Below are 18,615 nucleotides of genomic sequence, written 5' to 3'. Positions count from 1 at the left end.
GCCCCAATCCCATCGCTATAGGAGATCGAGTAGCCGGATCCGTAAGCTGGATCGATCGTAAACGATGGATCGATTGTCACGGAAGATGTCGGAAATTGAGTATTATGTAATACAGAGCTACTCACATCCGTACCTGCAATTGCGCGCATGTAAACTTCGTATGGATGATTCGTTACCAAGTCGTAATACCCATTGATAGTTATGGAATTTTCATAGGTGTTTTGATACGGAGGCTGAAATAGCCCCGATTCTATCGTTCGATCAATGTCGAGCGGAGCATTTCCAGAACCGAGTATTGCGAGATGTGCGAAATAGGTTGCAGACTGAGGGTCACCAACCGTTTTTGCCAAGACGGACGCTTGTATTGAAACGGGTAATGTCTTGGTCGAGGGGCCGATAATTTCGAAGTAATAGTCCAGTGTGATATCCGCAGATGAACTGTTTACATATCGGGGATTTGCCCCGCTCCCCCTGAATGATTCAGAATATGCGGATATCGAAGGATCCGTCGACAGATTCACGGTGTTGTGTGTTGCCGTGTAACCGTTGTAAAGGCCGATATTTGTCCCCTTGGTTGGATCGGGGCGACTACAATTATCAGAACAAGTAAACGCAAATACACTTCCATCAAGAGTTGCTCGTCCAAGTATCGACGACGCCCGAGCAACTGCGGGCGACAACCCGATCAGAAAAACAGCTAGCGCGATATTAGGCCTGTGCATTGTCTTTCCCTCTTGATTAAGGACAGTATTTTCGGCATAGCTAATAGTTTAGGATATGCCGCAATATATTAAACACTGTTGCTACAATGGATAGCATCTTGTGCTGAAACAGGACCGGAATTCGCTTTATTACGTCCAGATCGGAGTATATTCTTAATCACGCAAGCATCCTGTCGAACTTGGACGACGTTGATGTAGGCGTATTCTGCGAGCCAAAGAGAAGATTCGTTCGGCCTTCACTCCTAATTGTTGCAATGCCGATCGCGTAAGCTACACTTCAGATCCGAGAAAGAACGATCAGGGCCATATCAATCGAATTGATCACGCGACCCCCTCTATCGGTGACGTCGAACGTTTCTTTGGAAAGCTCGGCGGCATTCAGCGACGTTTGAGTACCTTACGAATCCAATACCCTCTCTACGTCCACCAAACGGTGGAGGCGTTCGAAAACTTATTTGATGACGGCGAGGCGAAATGCAGAGAGATGAAACAGATGATCTGGGGTGCCGGTCGATGATGAGCTGCATACGAACCCTTGCGACATTTCGATCTCCAGAACGGTAGTCTCTTGCACTGGTCACAGCATCACCACCGCTAGTCGTCGACTGTCGCGACCCCTCAGACCGGTCCGTTCGGCGCTGCTGGGAGCAAACCTTCCGCTCCTGCCGCCATGATCGACGGCAAAGGCAAGATTAAGAACCAGGGCGCGGGCCGCTTTATTCCCGGTCTTTCAGAAAAATTATCATGCCCCCGCAAATCCCTAGGATCGGACCGACGCGATCGATGATCTGACGTTGCGAGGGATCGGTATGTCGGCATCGACCCTGGAAAGCGACGGCCCCTGCGCTCCCAGCAGGCATTCACAGGTCGGCTTACGCTTAAAAGGTCGAGCAGCATTGATTTTGCTTCAAATAAGGCAAATCGATGCTGCTCGGGCCCTTGCAAGGCGCGGCATGTTCGCGGCAACTGGTCGTAACACCACAAGCGAAGAGAAGATCGGAGATATGGACGAACGCGACCGGCATTCGGCCGAGCATTTTTCCGATCTGGTGGGCGCGATCTACGATTGCGTGTTGGCGCCGACAAAATGGACGGAGGCCCTTGCGGCGATCGCGGCGGCGTTCAACTTCCAGAACGGCGTTCTGGCGATCAACGGATATGACGGACGGGCCCTCGTCGGCGCCGTGTTCGGGATCGATGCCTATTGGTTGTCGCGGATGCTGGACTATGGGACGGCTGTGACGGATCTGTGGGGAGGCCCGGCGAGATTGGCGCAGTATCCAATCGAAGAGCCGATCGTCCAGTCACGCGCCATGCCCCTATACGATCGGGATCGAAACCCCTACTTCGTCGAATGGGCACGGCCACAAGGTATCATCGACGCCGTCGGGGTCGGCTTCGAACGCAACGCGGCGGGCGTCTCCAATCTTTCGCTCGGTCGGCACGAGAGCGCTGGCGTTGTGAGCGACGCGGACATCGACGCGTTGCGAACACTGGCCCCGCATCTGCGTCGAGCGGTCACCATCAGCCGAGTGCTGGAGTTGAAGACGATCGAGGCGTCGACATTCGCAGCAACCATCGACACGCTCGGTTCGGCGATCCTGATCGTCGATGTCGACACCTGTTGTCTTCACGCCAACGACGCCGCAAAAACTATGCTCGAAACGAAGGATCCGATCGCGTTGAAGGACGGTGAACTCGTTTTGCCGGGCATGGCCGGAACCTTCGCTCTGAAACAGGCGGTGCGCGACGCGGCGACGCGGTTGGCGACGTCAGGGGTGCGGGGCGCCGGCATTCCGACAACCTGTCGGGATGGTAGCCCGGCCGTCCTGCACGTCATGCCGCTTCACCGTCCCGAACTGACCCGCCCAATCGGCCGGCGCGCCGTGGCGGCTGTCTTTGTGTCGCCCTCCGCCGCTCCGCCCCAAATGCCTGCCGACGCGCTTTCTCTGCTTTACGCGCTGACCCCCGCCGAAACGCGTGTCTTCGAAATGGTGGTGGGAGGCCAGACACAAGGCGAGATCGCGTCGACCCTCGGACTTGCGGTCAGTACGGTGAAAACCCATCTCCTCCGCCTTTTCGAGAAGACCGGCTCAAAACGCCAGGCCGATCTGATCAAGTTGGCCACATCGCTGTCCGCACCCGTTTAACGGTCGGTGGCTTGAACGCCGAAGCGCGCCCACGAGGCGTCGCTTAACTCTCCTGCGCGACCCGTCCCCGAAACATCTCGACGAAGCTGCGCAAGTCGCGGGCGTTGAGATCCGAGACCGCCCAATAGGTGAGATCACCGACGTTCCATCGCTCGATCGTCGAGCCGCCGCGATGCTCCTCCTCGGCGGGCGCCTCGCTGGTCTTCGGGGCGATCGTCACGCTGATCACATGCCGGTCGTGGCGATAGACGAGCGACGGCACGGGCTTGCCGTCGATGATGTCGACCCGCCCCCCGACGAGCGGAAAACCCTTGTCCGCCAGATCCGGCGCGCTCGGCGCGATCGTCGTTCGGCCATTGAACCAGGGCTTGACCACATGGCGGTCGGACGACGCGATATCGAATGGTTGCGGCGCGAGGAGGCTGCGCAGATGACCCGCCAGCACCGCCTCGCCCGTCGCACGCGGGCTGCCGGACATGAGCAGGGACATGCCGCCACTTCCCAGCACTCCGCCCAGCGCGAGGCCAATCACGAGCGCAGCCCCGAGCGACTGCCGGGAGGACAGCGGGATGCGGGACCCGGATGGGGCTGGCGCGACGCCTACATGCCGGATCACCCGGTCCCGCAGGTTCAAGGGCACGGGAACCTCGGCGAAGGCCCCCCGCAAGGCATCCGACAGGCCTCCCAGCCGATCCAGCGAGGCTTGCAACGCGGGATCGGCCGCGAGCCGTCGCTCCATGTTGAGTGCGTCCCGGGGCGACAGTTCACCGTCCTTGTAAGCGTGAAGAAGGAGGGTTTCGTCTGCGACGCTCATGGCTGGTCGGCTTCGAACTGGGTGATGAGATGCTGGCGCGCGCGGGCAAGCCGCGACATGACCGTGCCGATCGGAACGCCGCTCACCCTGGAGATCTCCCGATAGCTCAGACCATGGTACTCACGCAGCACCAGGGTCTCCTTGAGCGGAATCGGGAGGGCGTCGACCGCCTGCGAGAGCCGGCCGGCTTCATGCTTGGCAGTCAACGCGGTCTCCGGCGTATCCGGTACGCCCGCCATCGCACCGCCTGCGTCCAGCACCATACGCTCGCCCGGCCCGAGATCCTCGCTGAAGACAGTGCCGCGCGGTCGGTGCGCCTGCATCCAAGAATAGCACGTGTTGCGGACGATCGTCAGAAACCAAGCCCGGGCATTTCCCTCCGCGAAGGTTTCGATCGCCCGATAGGCGCGGAGACTGGCCTCCTGCATCACGTCCTCGGCATCGGTCGGATTGCCGGTCAGCCAGCGCGCGAGGCGATACCCCTCGTCGAGACGCGGCAGAACCAACTGGCTGAAACGGGCGTGAACCGCTTGATCAATCGCCGCAGGCACTTCATTTTTCCCAAAGGGGCCTGTTTCATGTAGCACGCCGCCGCATCCATTTCTCGCGCGATATGCTGCTGGAGGAATGAGCGTGGCAGTCAGCAGCACGACACCACCACGCGTCTCCCGGCCCGTGCGCCTAACGGCCGTTCACTGGAAGAGGCCGAGGGCGTCGTGGGTCAGGACGGCGTGTCAACGGCGATCTAAATCCAGGCCAGCGGAGCGGAGTAAAACCAGGCCAGTGGATCGGGCTCGCCGACATGGAAAGGGCCCCGATCGGGGCCCTTTCCATGTCGGCCAGGATTTTCGATCAGGCGGCCATGATCTCGCCGGTGTCGGGGTCGATGCTTTCGGCGGTGGCCTGGTTTTGCTCTGCCCTGACCGACGCGCGCCGCCGCCCGACGGACTGCTTGAGGCGGTAGCTGTCGCCGTTCATGGTCAGGATGCTGACGTGGTGAGTGAGCCTGTCCAGCAAGGCGCCGGTGAGCCGCTCTGATCCCAGGACCGATGTCCAGTCCTCGAAGGGGAGGTTCGAGGTGATGATGGTCGAGCCCCGCTCATAACGCTGCGAGAACGTCTCGAAGAGCAACTCGGCGCCGGTCGCCGAAAGCGGCACGTAACCAAGCTCGTCGACAATCAGCAGCTTCACAGCCTGGAGATCGCGCTGGAGTTTGAGGAGACGCCGCTCGTCCCGTGCTTCCATGAGTTGCGTCACCAGGGAGGCCGCCGTCGTGAACGCCACGGTGAACCCCTTCTGGCAAGCCGCCAGCCCCAGAGCCAGAGCGACATGGCTCTTGCCGGTGCCGCTGTTGCCGAGCGCGATAATGTTCTCCCGGCGCAGGATGAACTCGCAGCGGCCGAGGTCCAGCACCAGCATCTTGTTGAGGCTCGGGATGCGGTGAAGTCGAAGGTGTCGAAGCTCTTCACCGCCGGGAACCGCGCGGCACGGATGCGGCGCTCAACGACACGACGCTCCCGGTCGATCAGTTCCAATTCCACCAGGCGCAGCAGGTAGCCGGGGTGGTCGACGCCCCCTTGCGCGCACTCGCGCGCCACTTTGTCGTACTCGCGCAGGATCGTCGGCAGCTTCAGCTGCTTGAGGTGGTGCCCGAGAAGAACCTGGGGCTTGCCGGCCGTGGTGCCGCTCGGCATGGCGTCCTCGATCGAGGCCATCAGGCTGCCATCTCCGGCACCAGCACGGCATAGTCGGCGGCCGTCGTCGTTTTCACCGCCAACTGTGGCAAGTGGGGATAGGCGGCGAGGTCGAGGCGGACGGGACGCCGCTCGATCCGCGCCAGCGTGATCTGTTTGACGGCATCGAAGCCGATGGCGCCGAGTCGGATGGCCTCGGTGACGGCGTAGGCCACGACGTCTTGAGGTGCGGCCTCCATCAACCGCAGCACCTGGATGAACTCTCGCTTCCCCCGATTTCCCATTCGCGATTCAAGGAGATGACGCAGGTGCTGGAACACCTCGGGCAGGTTCCAGCCCTGCAGCGCCGCAGCCTGATCGAGCGCGTTCGGCTTCGTCTCGATCAGCGCCAGATAGTGCCGCGGATCCGCGACGAACACGCCCTCGCCGTAGTGGCGCGGATGCCGGGCAATCTCTCGGCCGGCACACAGGATCGCGACCTCGTCGACGAACCCCTTCACCAGGACCTCCTGGAACCCGTAGGCCGTCGGCACCGAGTAATCGTTGCAGCGGTAGCGGACGAGCGCCGTCGAGGAGACGCGGGCCGCGCGCTTCTCGCACGGCTCGAGCGGCACCGCGGGCAGCGTCCTCAAGGCCTCGAGATCGGCGACGAGCCGCTCGCCGATAGTGGTGGCGTGACGACCGGCATGTTCGGCCTGCCGCGCGCGGCAACGCTCCGCAAGCATGACGTTCAAGGCGTTGAAGCTTGCCGCCGTGGGGACCGGCGTCATGAAGTTGGCGCGGGCGTATTTGACCAGCCCCTCGACCTTACCCTTGTCGTTGCCTTTGCCCGGGCGGCCGAAGCGATCCTGGAACAGGCAGTGGCTGACCAGCTCCGTGAAGGCGCGGGTCCGATCGCGCTTCCCGTCGCCGCAGATCTTCGCCACCGCGATTTTGGTGTTGTCGTAGAGGAGCGACAGCGGCACGCCGCCGAAAAAGGCAAAGGCCGAGACGTGGCCGTCCAGGAAGGCCTCGGTGGTTTCCCGAGGATAGGCCTTCACGAAGCAGGCATCCGACTGCGGTAGGTCCAGGCAGAAGAAGTGGATCTTCTGCCGAACGCCGCCGATCACCGCGAGCGCTTCGCCGAAATCCACTTGGCCGTGGCCCGGCGGGTGAGACAGCGGCACGAAGGTCTCGCGGCCCCGTGCCCGACAGATCCGCACGTGATCCTTCACCACGGTGTAGCCGCCGAGAAAGCCATGCTCGTCCCGCAGCCTCTCGAAAATCCTCTTGGCCGAGTGCCGCTGCTTCATCGGCGCATCGCGATCCGCCTCCAGGATCGCGTCGATCACCGGCAGCAGCGGTCCAAGCTTCGGCTTCTCGGGCAGCTTCGTGCGTGTGTACCCGGGAGGCAACGAGAACCGGCACATCTTCAGCACCGTCTCGCGGTTCAGCCCGAAGACCCGCGCAGCCTCCCGGCGGCTGTGACCTTCAATGAACACGAACTTCCGAACGGCGGCGTAGATCTCCACGACGAACATCCCCGGCTCCCCGAAAACGGGAAGCCTATCCACTGGCCGGATTTTACTCCGCCCGCGTCAGCAGTTCGCCGGCGCTCCAGTGGCCTGCTTTGTCACCGCCCTACACACTATCCCAAGCCAAACCAAAAAGCGGTAGGCTGCCATTCGGTCACGCTTACGACGTGCACGCCCTGCTACAAGCTGCAGGAGGGCGAACGCCATCGACGATCGCCGTCCGGTGGTCGCCTCAGTCGGCATAGACGGAACGTGGCAAGACCGTATCTCGACGCCCGCCCGCGCCCTTGCAGGATCTAAGGTGGGGGAACGATGCCGTTCGTCGTGAACGGGCTGACCCTGTCCTGCTGCTGAAATTGGAAGTTGGAAGCAGGTGGAGCGACCGGCAATCCAATCGGTGGCGCAATCTGGATTGTCTCGCTCGCTTTCGGGGAGGGCGTGTACGACCACGTGTGAGGCCTGCCTGGCACGCCGGGCACTGGCTGCGGTGGAGGGGCTTCGGCCTGCTTCTCGACGATGACGTACGCGGGCTTGGCAGGTCCACTCGGTGCGGTGATCGTCTCTCCGGGAACCGCGAAGGTCAATGTGAACATGACAAAGTTGCTCAGGACGCCCGAGGCGAAATCGTCCTGCCGGATGTACAGATCGTGGTTTCCGAAACGGCCAAGACTGACCAACCCAGCACGATCCGCTTGATCCCAAAGCAACCAGCGCCCCCTGCCCAGACGGGGGTTCGTCGAAAGGGATGCCGTTCCCTGAACCTTGTTGAACTTGTTCGTGCCGTCACACAGGACGCATTGTGGCTTCTGGAGGAAGAAAGGGTCGAGATAGAAGGTGTTGTCGAAGAATATGCGGGGCGGCGTGAAACGGCCTTGAAGGCGGGTGCCGTATACGGCGTACCTGTAGAGTGCCTGCTGATTGCGAAGGGTGTTGGCGTCGCTGAGGGGCGAAACGGTATAGTTCTGCTGAGCGCTGTTCACTCCCTGCACTCCTGCGCCGGCCCCTGCAAGGGTGTCGGTGCTAGTACGGGTGATTGCTGCGCCAGTGCTTGAAAGGGTGTGCAAGACCTGAGACGAGAACGGGAACGACACGCTAGGCTGTACCGTGTTCGTTGTCTGGAAAGTGCCCCCAGAAAGCAAAACCTGCGATGGAATACTGTTGGGATCATCCACGAAACGGCTTAAGTTGTTGAGCATTTCCCGGGTATACATGTCGCCGATGGTCGACGATATTTCCACAGTATTGTAATTCAACTGCTCACTAGCACATCCCGACATAGTCGTGGCCAGGACAATGCACGTCAATGCCCGCATCGCAATCACCATTGGAAATCCGGCAACGTTACTCTGCGCCCTACATCGAGGCTGTAGCGAACGTGTTACACTTGGACGTCACTGGATGCGGCAGCTTCCGGTACCTCCGATGCCCGAGAGGGCACGCACCCAGGCTGGAATGACGTTGGATCGTCGATTTCCGCTTCCCGTGCTCGATCTCGAATTATGCGATGCCGGGCGGTCTCCATTCTCGGCGTACATGCCGACCCGGTTCCGCCCGTAGCGCTTCCTTGCATACAGCCATCGGCAGCCCGGCCAGAACTTCGACGATATCCACAAAGCCGAGGAGTTTCGCGGCGACGATCAAGCGGGTGCTGACACCCGCGCTCGCCTGGAGCGCCCTGCCCATGCAGGACCTCTCTATCCGCGAAGTAGCTCTCGAAGTGGAGTGCCGTGCGTCGGCTGCTGGACGAGGAGTGTCGCCAGCTCGTAAGGTGTCACGACATTAGGCCGGGTCCACGCAGGTCCATCGCTCGGCAAGGCTGCGGAGAAGGAGTCACATGCGTGCAAGCATGGCTGGGCGGCTCGATCCGAACTTGCGCATTTCGGTCCGCACCTTCGGGGCACGGCTTCGAGGGGCCCAGCGTTTTCCGCCGTCGAGTGATCGGGCCGCCGATCCCCTCGGTATTTGCATCGAACGCTGACGACTGCACTCCAGACACAAAAGGCGACGAACAGGTCCGCGTCTTTCTCGACGGTTTCGCCTACGCATGCCACGACCGAACTCAATGCGTCCGCGAATGCTCACGAATGGCCGTCTCGTTGGTCGCCATTTACGAGTCGAAGCTGCTCATGCTGCGGACTGACGCCGCACATGAGGCAGGCCAAAAGGCTGCAGCCCAGGAAGACGCTGCAAGCAACTCCGCCGACGTTGGAAAGCCTTCGCCCAGCGCGACAGCTTCGGTGTCCACCCCCAAACCCGGATTGACACGGTCCGGACCGAAGAGGGTCGGCTATGACGCTTTCTGCATCATCGTGGTGGACATGCCGAATGACGGCTCACCAGTCGTCTTGGTCGAGAGCGAACCGGCACCCGCCCTGGCCGACATATATGCGTACCAATCTATGATCGATCGACTTACCCATACATACGCGACCAAGTTCAAGGACCTGTGAACAGCGAGTCGGGCAGGTCTTGTCGGCCCACTCAGACGCACGACGGTCTCGAACGAGTCCAAGCACGCTGCCACCCGTGGCCGGGCACATCGATCCGCCGGCGAGACGACCTCCCGCCATCGGCCTCTGCCACCTCGTCATCGCTCACTTGACGCGAGGCAAAGGGTCGGCGAGCCGGAGAGGGCCGGGCGTTTCCCACTGCGAAATGAATTCGTGCTAATGCTGGGTCCGCCGACCGACGGAAGCCGACATGGGTCCGATGGCAGGCTGGCCGGAGACTGCGTTGGCGTCTTTCACAGTCGACACGAAATTGTTCCAAGAGCTGGGCGAACTGCTGGTAGCCAAGGAGGCCACCGCGTTGGTCGAGCTGATCAAGAATGCATACGATGCGGATGCGACCGTCGTCACCGTCATGGCGACCGAGCTGTCCCGCATCGAAACTGGACAAATCCTGGTCAGCGACGACGGCGCAGGCATGACTGAGACTGAGTTCGACCGAGGATTCCTGCGCATCGCGGGTCGCTCGAAGGTGACAGCCGATCGGCGATCCCCGGTTTTCGGCCGGCGCTACACCGGCGAGAAGGGGGTCGGGCGGCTAGCGGCCCACAAACTGGCGACCAAAGTATCCATCAGGTCGCGCAAGGCCGGCGCGGCACCTCGCGGGGCGGTCGCGCTCCCTCCCGCCGTGAGTGGAATAAAGGCCGAAATCGACTGGAACGCCATTGAGAGGCTGGAAACGCTCGACCAGGTCTCGGGATCCGATGCGGTGACGCTCACCCGAACCGTCCCGAAAGATGGGAGAGTCCTCGCCAGCGGTACCACCCTGACGCTGACTCCTTTGAGGAAGGCTTGGTCGACCCGGATGGTCGACAGCTTCATGAAGGAGGCGCTCACGCTTGCGCCATCGGCCGTCCTCTGGGACGTCCTTCCGGAAGGAGTGACCCGCGATCCGCTGCTCTTCGAGCGAGTACCCGTTCGGGATCAATCGACGACCGATCCCGGCTTTCGCATCGAGTTCGCCGGCGAGTTGGCGGTGCAGGACGTCGTTTCCCCCGACGTTGCCCAAGCCGCGAGCTGGATCGCCGAGATACACCACGATCGTGGGTCGGGTACGCTGCGGATCGCCGTCGCTCCCACGGCCGCCGAGTTGAGGGAGAACCCCTCGGCCGAGTCTTTCACTCTCACGAAGCAGTTGGGAGCGGAGAAGGGCCCGTCCTTTCGCGCCAGGATATTGCAGAGATCCAAGAAGGCCTGGGACCCTGCTGTCCAGGGCATCCGTGTGTTCATGGAAGGTTTCAGGGTGCCTCCGTACGGCGATCAGACGGACGACTGGCTGGGTGTCGATCGTTCCTACCGATCCCGGGCTCACAGGGTGCTCAGCTCGCTGTCGGCCCTGGCGGAAGACGAGGTACCGCCCGGCCTTGCGACCGAGGAGCTGTCGATCCAGGGCAGTTCCGCATACATGGGTGCCGTCTACCTCCATCGATCCACCTCGCCGGAACTCGAAATGCTCGTGAACCGCGAGGGATTCCTCCCCGGTCCCGGCCTCGACTTCATCACTGATTGGGTGCGTGTCGCATCGGACCTTATCGTACGGCTCGGCTACGCCGCCCGGCATGAAATCAAGGAAGTGAAGAGGGAAGAAAGGGAGCGTCAGAAGCAGCTCGCGAAACGCGCCGACCTAGGTGAAGCCCCGGCCGCCCTGCGAGTTCGGGAGAGCGCGGTGGCGGCAAGCCACCAGATGGACATCGTCAGGTCCTCCCTTCTCGAAGGCGATCTCGATGCCGCGGTGGCCGCGGCGAATGCCGCCAAGCCGCACATCGACGACGTCCGCGTCCTTTCCGACGAGTTCGGTGGCGAGGCCGTCATGTGGCGCGTCCTCGCGAGCCTCGGCACGGAATTGGCTGCCTTCGTGCACGAAGTGAACGCGCTAGGCATGGAGGCCGCTGGGATCGTGTCGAGTCTCGACGCTGCGCTCCCGGCAATCGGTAACGGGCCGGCCCGAACGTCCGTTCAGACTGCCCGTCGAGCGGCACTGGCCCTCGCCGACCGCATCAGGAGGAACGCGACATACCTAGTCGACGCCACCTCGTTCAAAGGGCGGCGGCGTCGTTCCCGGTTGCCCTTGCGCGACCGACTGGAAGGCGTCCTGCCGTTCTTCGAGACCAGGATACGCGCGGCCGGAATTACGTTCGTCAACGAAGTCCCCGTGGACCTGCGCACGCCGCCGATGTTCCCTTCGGAACTGGCGGGCATCTTCACCAACCTCGTATCCAATGCCGTGAAGTTCGCTGGGGATCGCGGCAGGATTTCGGCTTCCGCGGAGTTGGCAGACGGCTCGCTGCGCATCACCATGCAGAACACGGGTGAACCGGTGGACCTCCGTTCGGCGAAGAAGTTGTTCGAAGCCTTCCAGTCCAGTACCGAACGCCCGGACGCGGTCCTTGGACAAGGCATGGGCATGGGGCTGACGATCACTCGTGCCTTCGTGCAGGAATACGGCGGCACCATCGAATTCGTGAGACCCATGGAGGGTTTCTCGACGGCGATCAGGTTGGAAATTCCCGGGCGGTGACCATGGTGGCTGACATCGTATACGTCGACGACGAGCCGGAAGGCCTGCTCAAGCTCGCGGATGCGGCTCACGCTGGCGAACGCTTCAGCGAATTCACGCCTCCACCGCCGAGGGCCGCGGAAGGCGTCGCGGCGGGAGCCAACCTCTGGGTGTTCGATTTCTTCAACGAGGAAGGACAGGTGCAACGCCCGGGGCTGGAAGGGGCCATGAACGGGCTGAGCGTGTTCCAGCAGCTCAGGTTGCTCGTCGGAGACGCCCGCCCTCCGGCCATCGTCGTCAGCAACCACCTCGAACAGGCGCTCGGAACCGAGGTGAACCCGGACCGCCGCCACGTGCTGGCCGAGGAAGTCGGCGTCGAGTGGGTCGCCGAGAAGGCGCCCTCGAAAGGCGATGTCGTGGCGGAGATCCTGGCCATCGCCGACGCGATAGCAGCCCTTCGGAACGCCGCATTGAAGCTGTCGGCGGCTTCCGCCGAAGACTACATCGACACCTTGGCTACGCTTGCGCTCGGTCTCAACGTCGAAGCCCCTTGGCGCAGGGCGGCGGTGAGGGACATAGGCGAGTGGCGGCCGCCGGCTTGGCGGACGTCGAACGGAAGCCGAAGGGCGGCGCGATTGACCGCCGAGCTGCCGGTAGTCCCGGAACTGAGGGCCGCTCGGAACATCGTGACTTGGATGATCAGGCAGGTTCTGCCTTATCCCAGCTTCCTGGTGCGTGACCACCAACTAGCGGTTAAGTTCGGGGTACAATTGGCCTGCCTTCGTGAGGCCTTGCAAGCCGAAACACCGTTCGCCAAGGCGTGCGAGGCATGTCGCTATGAAGGCCTGTTGAAGGACTTCGACGGCCGGCGCTGGTGGATCGTTGGGATCGACGCCATGGAATGGGATCTACCCGGAGACAGGGCCGCACGCTCGGCAGCGTTGCAGGAGCTGTTCGGTGCTGTTCCCGTACAGGAACTGGACATCCTGGATCCCGTGATCGTCTCCGATGCCGACCTGGTCGAGACCGATGACATAGCTCCGATGCGCGAGTGCGTCCGGGCCGTCGACGAGCATTTTCCTGCCCACGCCGCAGCGGCCTGGGTTCGGATCGAGGACGCGGTGGCGGAGAGGGCCCTAGCGGCAAAGGTCGTGCCCGAAGATCAAGGGGAACTCAAGGATCGACGATGAGCGTGATGATCGACGTAGCGGCATATCTGAGCGAAGTGGAGGCGTTCACTAAAATCGCGGAGCGTTTCGCCGAAGACCGTGCTGCTTCCTCCCGGCTTCGTGACATGCGGGAGCTCCTGCAGAAGGGCGTGGACACGAGGAAGGCCGAATGGACTTGGGACACGCCGAAGGAGATCATCTTCAAGAAGAGCACGGCCTACGACGGCCCGAATCGCAAGGACGCCGACACTCATCTCACGTTTGGATTCGAATGCGTGTTTACCCGTTCGGACAGGGTACCGAGGCGGAGCAGCGTCTGGCAGATCAAGCACTGTGCGACGCACGTCGTCTTGCACAAGAACGGCCGCAGTCTGCCTTGCCATTTCGACTACAAGAACGGAAATCAATGGGGACCGCAGATGCACTTCCAGGTCTCCGAACGGCTTTGCGACATACCCATCCCCCGCGTGCCCACCGGCTGCTTCCTTCCGACCGATTGCGCCGATCTCGCTCTCGCGGAGCTGCACCACGAAGAATGGCGGAGGCAACAGGCATCATCGCGCAACATGCGTGAGACGTCTCTCCTGCGGGACGCACAAGAAAACAGGGTGATGAGCTTCCTGGCCGACGTCCAGAGCCATTGGATGCGGGACAAGCGCTGCACGCGGGTCTGCATGCTGCAGAACTACACCTCCACCGTTGCCGCACTTCCCGACCACAAGGGTCGCTTGGCCGAGCAGATCCGAGCTTGATCTTCCAAAGGGCAATCCGGGGACATGCCTCCGTCGAGCCTGGATGGGCAGGATCGACGAAGACGACCGACGCGGTGGATGCCATCGACCCCGGCCTGGTCGCATCAGTGTCGGAGCACGCCCTCGCCGTCCAGGCCGTCCACCGTCACTGCGGGGTCTTCACGGATCCGCGGGTGGCAAGGGGCGTATTGGACGCCGTAGGATGGTCCGATGGCGAAGACCTGCAGAATCGCCGGCTTCTCGAGCCGGCCTGTGGCGACGGTTCCTTCTTGTTGCCCGCAGCCGAAAGCTTGATCGCCAGCCTCGTCAGGCAGGGACATCGCATCTCCAAAGCGGTCCTCGGCGACGTCATCGTTGGCTATGAATTCGACGAAGTGACGGCTGCGATCGCACGGTCCCGCCTCTCGGCTCTCCTCGTGGCTTCAGGTCTCCCGGAAAGGGATGCGGCCAGCGTGGTGCGGGGCTGGGTCAGGTGCGACGACTTCCTGCTAACGCGCGACGACGACGATTTCACCCACGTGGTCGGCAACCCACCGTACATGCGCTGGTCGAAGGTCCCTCACGAACTGAGGAGCAGGTACGAACGCTGCCTACCGTCGACGACGACGCGCGGCGACCTGTGCCTACCTTTCATATGGCGGGCACTGGAAGCGTCCGAGACCCGCGCCGGCTGCGTCGCCTTCGTGTGCGTCGATCGCTGGCTCCGTTGCGCCTACGGCGAGCGGGTCCGGGCCGAGTTGTCGACGCGTGTACGCGTCGCACGCCATTTCGAAGTGCATCACGCCGACGTGTTCGCCGGCAGTCGGAGGGTCGACGCATATGCCGCGGTCACGATCCTGGACCGTAGGCTCGACGCGCGACCCACGTTCGGCAAGGCGGCGACCGTACCGGAACTGCTGACTCTGCTCGAAGGGCGGTTGCACACGGCCGATCGTGCCACGAAGTCTGCCAGCGGGACAGGCGCATTGCGGGCCCGAGGTGGCGCCATCATAACATCCTCCGACTTGGCTCAAGCTTATGAGAGCCTGGCGGGACCTCGCCTCTCGCTGGCGGGCGTGACGGTCAGATGCGGCTTGGCACTCGGAGCTTCCGAAGCTTTCGTGGTGGACAGAAACGCCGCGATCGAACCGGACAGGCTGGTGGCCTTCGTGCGCGCGAGAGATCTCGGCAATGACGGAACGGTTTCGTCGAGCAAATGCATCGTCAATCCTTGGGCTGAAGACGGGAGGCTCGTCCGTCTCGATGAGCATCCATTGATGAAGGCGCACCTAGAACCACACGCCGCCGAACTCCGGAAGCGGGCATGCGTCAAGCGCCCGGAAAATTGGTATCGGACCATCGATCGCGTCCGACTCGATCGGGTGGCGGACGCCAAGATCCTCGTAGCTGGCATGTCCAACTCCGCCCGGATTTGGCTGTCCAACGGGGGCGTCCAGCCCTCCAACTCCCTGTACGCTTTGTCCAGTTCGGAATGGCCCTTGCGCGAGCTTTCCGCCCTTCTCGGGTCGGGCGTCCTCGATCTTTTCGCGTCCGTTCTAGCGCCGACGTTCTCGGGTAACACCAAGCGCTTCGATGGGAACGTCTTGGGACAGGTTCGGATTCCACGTTGGAGTGACGTCGGGCCCGCGGCGAGGAGATCTCTCCGTTCCATCGAGGGCCGACCGGGTGTTCCGAATCCGGCCTTGATCGCGGACGTCTACCGCGTCGCGCGGGTCAGATATCGAAGTCTCGAAAGGGCGCTTCTCTCACTATCCGACGATACCGAGAATCCGAGCCGCGAACAGCCTGCAGCTGCCATCGGATCAGACCACGACGAGGTCGTAGCTTTCGGGGATCGTGCGTCCTGATCACCATTGCCGCAGTGCGGAAGGATCTCCTGTCGTCAATTCAGAAACACCGTCGCGGGCCCGCAGCCGATCCGGCCGTCGCCGGCGTCGGATCGAGCCTCTCGGAGGCGGTCGATGACTCCGGCGGGTATGATGCACAATCCTTGCGCATCGAAGCCCTCGACGTCGCTTTGGTCCTTTGGTCGGGACGGCGCGGAGTCTCAAGAACGTCGCGCGGCTGGGTATGTGAGCTTCCGCCTTGCGGGCTGGTGTCACTGACGCCGCTTCTGCACGGGCCCGCATCGCAGTAGGGAACGCGGCAAATGCACCGTGCCAGGTTCGAGGGCGAGTGCGCGCACGCTGGCCAAGCCACGTCCAATCCATGGTGCAAGTCACAGCGGAGCGGCGTGCGCTCCTTTCGGATCCCGCCGCACCCCGAGGATCATCGTATGTGACGAAAGCACTACGCCTTCGGGGATGATCGAGAGGTGATCGCCATCCCTGAAGAAGTGCTGAGTCACGCCGGAGAACACGACTTCGTCCAATGGCAATCTCGCGCGCGGATTGTGGAAAACCTGAAGCTCGTCGCTCCAGTGCTCGACGTAGTCGGGACCCGCGACGGTCTGGGTGAACGGGATCGGGTGAACGGCTTCGGGATCCGGATCGAAACGAAAGCCCCTTCGCACGTGAGTGAACCCTTCGGCATAGAAGCCTGCCGCGATGCCCATCCTGTCGAATTTCGCCAATGTCCCGGCATTCGAGAAGAGCACCGCCGAGATGTTCTCGGCCCCGGGCAAGTCGAAGAAGCCGGTCTCGACGGTCTTGCCCCCGAAACTGTGAGCGGCCCCTTTACGGCTCGGGCCACGAGTTGTCCGTCGACCAACTCCCATTCGACGCGATGCCCATAGAGGTACGGCCAGAGCGCCGACTGGGTGTATGACATGGAACCGAGTTGGTCCCCCCCTGGAACGTGGAAGTCGGCGATCGCGAGAACGAAGGGTTTGTCGACGGCGTCCCCCCTGTGCCAGTACCTGCGTCCCAGCTTGTCTGTCTTGTCCAATTTGCTCTTCAGGGCGGACCCGAATTTCATGGCCATGTAGTGCGCGAGGAACTCGACCATCTCGTCCTTGGTGGAAGGATCGGGGTGGACGGCCAGCGGTCCCTTGGTGGAAGGTGCAGTCGTCGTGGCCTCCACCGCGAAAGAGAAGCCTGGTCCCCCGCAGAGGAAGTCTGGCGCTTCGGGTTGCGTGACATCGAACCTGAGTTCTCGGAATGTCGCCCAGAGATACATCTCCCAGAGGCGCTGATCGAACTGCCTGCACTGAAACTCGCTCACGAAGTCAGGATCCGTGGGTGCCAGCCAAGGCCCAATCTCGCGCAACACGGAGCGGGCCGGATGTCGGTTCGGCGCATCGAGGAGCACGCGAAAGAACGGGTGGAGCTCGTCGGGGGCGACGTCGCGGGGCACGGCCAGCACGTCGGTGGCGTAATTCGTGTCCTCGCCCTGGTGCCCGAGTGCAACCAGATCTTCGCCTGACACCGCGCGCGCGATACGCGTCCTCAGCCCTTCGGTCGCGCGCCTCTCGTTGGTGATGGAGATCTCCAGGTCCACGGACCTGAAACGCCCGAGCGTGTCACGAGCCATGAGGATCCAGCCGTAATCCTCGTCGCTCGTGTCCAGGAACACGAGGCCGATGACTCTTTCGTTCTCGTCGCTCCAGTGGGACAGCTCCCGAGCCATGACACGCGTCAGGGACGTGCGAGTTCCGAGCGCATAGAGGTCGAAGCGCGCCCTCCTGAGAGGACGACTGTGACAATCGAGCTGCCTGCGCCTTTCTGCCTTCCATTTGGCCTCACCCATCGTCACATTCCATTGAAAGCCGACGCTCCGCCGTAGAACGGTCTAAGCTTTCCCCCTGACGAACCGCTTGGGCATCAGCATGTACAACTGCGGATCGTCACTCGGCCAGAAAACGACGAAGCGAGCCTTCGTCTCGGGCCCATGAGCCAGCTTCAGCTCGACGACCTCGTCACGTCTGACGGGCGTCCCGGAACGAAGTGCTTGCTCCGCGATCAAGGACGCCAGCTCAGGCGGCGGCAAACCCATGACCATCTCCGACAAGGGCAGCATTTCGTCGATGAAAGGATAGAAACCGTCAGCGAGAATGGCCAGGGAACTCATGGTCGGCGCTCGATCATGCCCGGCATGGAAACGTTGGGTTCAACGCAGGTCAAGTCCTCACAAGAGACCATGCCGACCACGGGGCGCGTACTTCGCACGTCCAAGCTCCGAGGCCGGACGAGGCGGCCGTGGCTGGGCAGCGCGGATCACTCGGGCGAGGCCACACGGGTCAGCCGCGCTTCCAGCCGGCCAGCCTCACCAGCCTTCTGGCTGGCCTTCCGCGCTTTCACGAGATCCTCGATGGCCAGCGGGTCGCCCAGGGCCGCTCGGATCTCGGATCGCAGTTCGAGGAACTCGCTGCGGAAGTGTTCGGCCTTGAGGCTGCTCGATGCCCTGTCGATCCAGGCGAGGGCGTTCAACGGATCACCCGTCTCGAGCCGAACTCGCGCCATGAGGCGCTGGAGCCACTCGTTCCGGTCGAGATCCGTGCGTGCCGTCAACAAGGCTTCCGCTTCGGTGAAGCGGCGCATTTCGATCAGGAGTTCGGCACGCCGCTGCACATGGAACCGTTGCGGCCTGACTTCTGCCTCGTACAAAGCCAAAGCCATCGCGTGCCGACGAGGCGCGTCCAATGCATCGACGCGGGCCGCCTCGAAATGGATCTCCGCCCATGCGAAACGATCGCCGCCCGCTCGAAAGCTTTCCACCGGCGGTTCCTCGATCCGATCCAATATCCGTCGGAACATCATCGGGTCCTCGGTGGAGAGATAACGACCGAGGGCCGCGAAGGCACGAACTGAACCGCCCCTGGTTTGCCGGAGGCCCCAACTCCTGAGAGGACGGGGCTA

The 18,615-nt window shown here is 62.3% G+C and carries 14 protein-coding genes and 1 pseudogene; 7 read left to right on the top strand and 8 right to left on the bottom strand.

Going from position 1 to position 18,615, the window contains the following annotated elements:
• Positions 1–1,531 precede the first annotated feature (1,531 nt).
• A complete protein-coding gene (locus P7D22_RS14755) occupies positions 1,532–2,872 on the top strand; it encodes a helix-turn-helix transcriptional regulator (protein WP_319935008.1) in 1,341 nt (446 codons plus the stop codon).
• A gap of 43 nt (positions 2,873–2,915) precedes the next feature.
• Here the strand turns inward: P7D22_RS14755 and P7D22_RS14750 are convergent, their stop codons facing one another.
• The 5 genes and pseudogenes from P7D22_RS14750 to P7D22_RS14730 all read right to left on the bottom strand — a co-directional run bounded on the left by P7D22_RS14750 (position 2,916) and on the right by P7D22_RS14730 (position 8,219).
• Complete coding sequence (locus P7D22_RS14750) at positions 2,916–3,581, bottom strand: anti-sigma factor family protein (protein WP_319935007.1); 666 nt, start codon at positions 3,579–3,581, stop codon at positions 2,916–2,918.
• Between the two features lie 101 nt (positions 3,582–3,682).
• On the bottom strand, positions 3,683–4,225 hold the full coding sequence (locus P7D22_RS14745) for a sigma-70 family RNA polymerase sigma factor (protein WP_319935020.1): 543 nt from the start codon (positions 4,223–4,225) through the stop codon (positions 3,683–3,685).
• A 313-nt stretch (positions 4,226–4,538) separates the two neighbouring features.
• Positions 4,539–5,380, bottom strand: a pseudogene (gene istB / locus P7D22_RS14740) (IS21-like element helper ATPase IstB).
• Positions 5,381–5,400: 20 nt separating this feature from the next.
• Positions 5,401–6,900: an IS21 family transposase gene (gene istA / locus P7D22_RS14735; protein WP_319935006.1), complete on the bottom strand. Its 1,500-nt coding sequence runs from the start codon at positions 6,898–6,900 to the stop codon at positions 5,401–5,403.
• A gap of 290 nt (positions 6,901–7,190) precedes the next feature.
• The gene (locus tag P7D22_RS14730; RefSeq protein WP_319935005.1) at positions 7,191–8,219 is read right to left on the bottom strand and encodes a hypothetical protein; all 1,029 of its coding nucleotides are present in this window, start codon (positions 8,217–8,219) and stop codon (positions 7,191–7,193) included.
• Positions 8,220–8,732: 513 nt separating this feature from the next.
• Between P7D22_RS14730 and P7D22_RS14725 the strand changes: the two genes are divergently transcribed.
• The 5 genes from P7D22_RS14725 (at position 8,733) to P7D22_RS14705 (ending at position 15,666) form a co-directional block, all read left to right on the top strand.
• On the top strand, positions 8,733–9,344 hold the full coding sequence (locus tag P7D22_RS14725; RefSeq protein ID WP_319935004.1) for a hypothetical protein: 612 nt from the start codon (positions 8,733–8,735) through the stop codon (positions 9,342–9,344).
• Positions 9,345–9,594: 250 nt separating this feature from the next.
• On the top strand, positions 9,595–11,919 hold the full coding sequence (locus P7D22_RS14720; RefSeq protein WP_319935003.1) for an ATP-binding protein: 2,325 nt from the start codon (positions 9,595–9,597) through the stop codon (positions 11,917–11,919).
• Positions 11,920–11,921: 2 nt separating this feature from the next.
• The gene (locus P7D22_RS14715) at positions 11,922–13,088 is read left to right on the top strand and encodes a hypothetical protein (RefSeq protein ID WP_319935002.1); all 1,167 of its coding nucleotides are present in this window, start codon (positions 11,922–11,924) and stop codon (positions 13,086–13,088) included.
• On the top strand, positions 13,085–13,819 hold the full coding sequence (locus tag P7D22_RS14710; protein ID WP_319935001.1) for a hypothetical protein: 735 nt from the start codon (positions 13,085–13,087) through the stop codon (positions 13,817–13,819). Before P7D22_RS14715 ends, P7D22_RS14710 begins: the two co-directional genes overlap by 4 nt.
• A 74-nt stretch (positions 13,820–13,893) precedes the next feature.
• Positions 13,894–15,666, top strand: coding sequence for an Eco57I restriction-modification methylase domain-containing protein (locus P7D22_RS14705; RefSeq protein ID WP_319935000.1), 1,773 nt, complete (start codon positions 13,894–13,896; stop codon positions 15,664–15,666).
• 371 nt (positions 15,667–16,037) lie between these two features.
• Here P7D22_RS14705 and P7D22_RS14700 read toward each other — a convergent pair whose 3' ends face one another.
• The gene (locus P7D22_RS14700; protein WP_319934999.1) at positions 16,038–16,442 is read right to left on the bottom strand and encodes a hypothetical protein; all 405 of its coding nucleotides are present in this window, start codon (positions 16,440–16,442) and stop codon (positions 16,038–16,040) included.
• A gap of 599 nt (positions 16,443–17,041) precedes the next feature.
• On the opposite strand from P7D22_RS14700, the gene P7D22_RS14695 reads away from it, so the two are divergent.
• Positions 17,042–17,182 (top strand): hypothetical protein, encoded by a 141-nt coding sequence (locus tag P7D22_RS14695; protein ID WP_319934998.1) that lies wholly within the window; start codon positions 17,042–17,044, stop codon positions 17,180–17,182.
• A 366-nt stretch (positions 17,183–17,548) separates the two neighbouring features.
• On the opposite strand, the gene P7D22_RS14690 is transcribed toward P7D22_RS14695, so the two are convergent.
• Both P7D22_RS14690 and P7D22_RS14685 read right to left on the bottom strand, forming a co-directional pair.
• Positions 17,549–17,827 (bottom strand): hypothetical protein, encoded by a 279-nt coding sequence (locus P7D22_RS14690; RefSeq protein WP_319934997.1) that lies wholly within the window; start codon positions 17,825–17,827, stop codon positions 17,549–17,551.
• A gap of 146 nt (positions 17,828–17,973) precedes the next feature.
• On the bottom strand, positions 17,974–18,474 hold the full coding sequence (locus tag P7D22_RS14685) for a hypothetical protein (RefSeq protein WP_319934996.1): 501 nt from the start codon (positions 18,472–18,474) through the stop codon (positions 17,974–17,976).
• Positions 18,475–18,615 lie beyond the last annotated feature (141 nt).

Origin of the sequence: Lichenihabitans sp. Uapishka_5 (assembly GCF_033947565.1) — a bacterium.
Classification (GTDB): Bacteria; Pseudomonadota; Alphaproteobacteria; order Rhizobiales; family Beijerinckiaceae; genus Lichenihabitans.
Note: the sequence above shows the minus strand (reverse complement) of the source record. Positions and strands in the feature narration are given on the sequence as shown.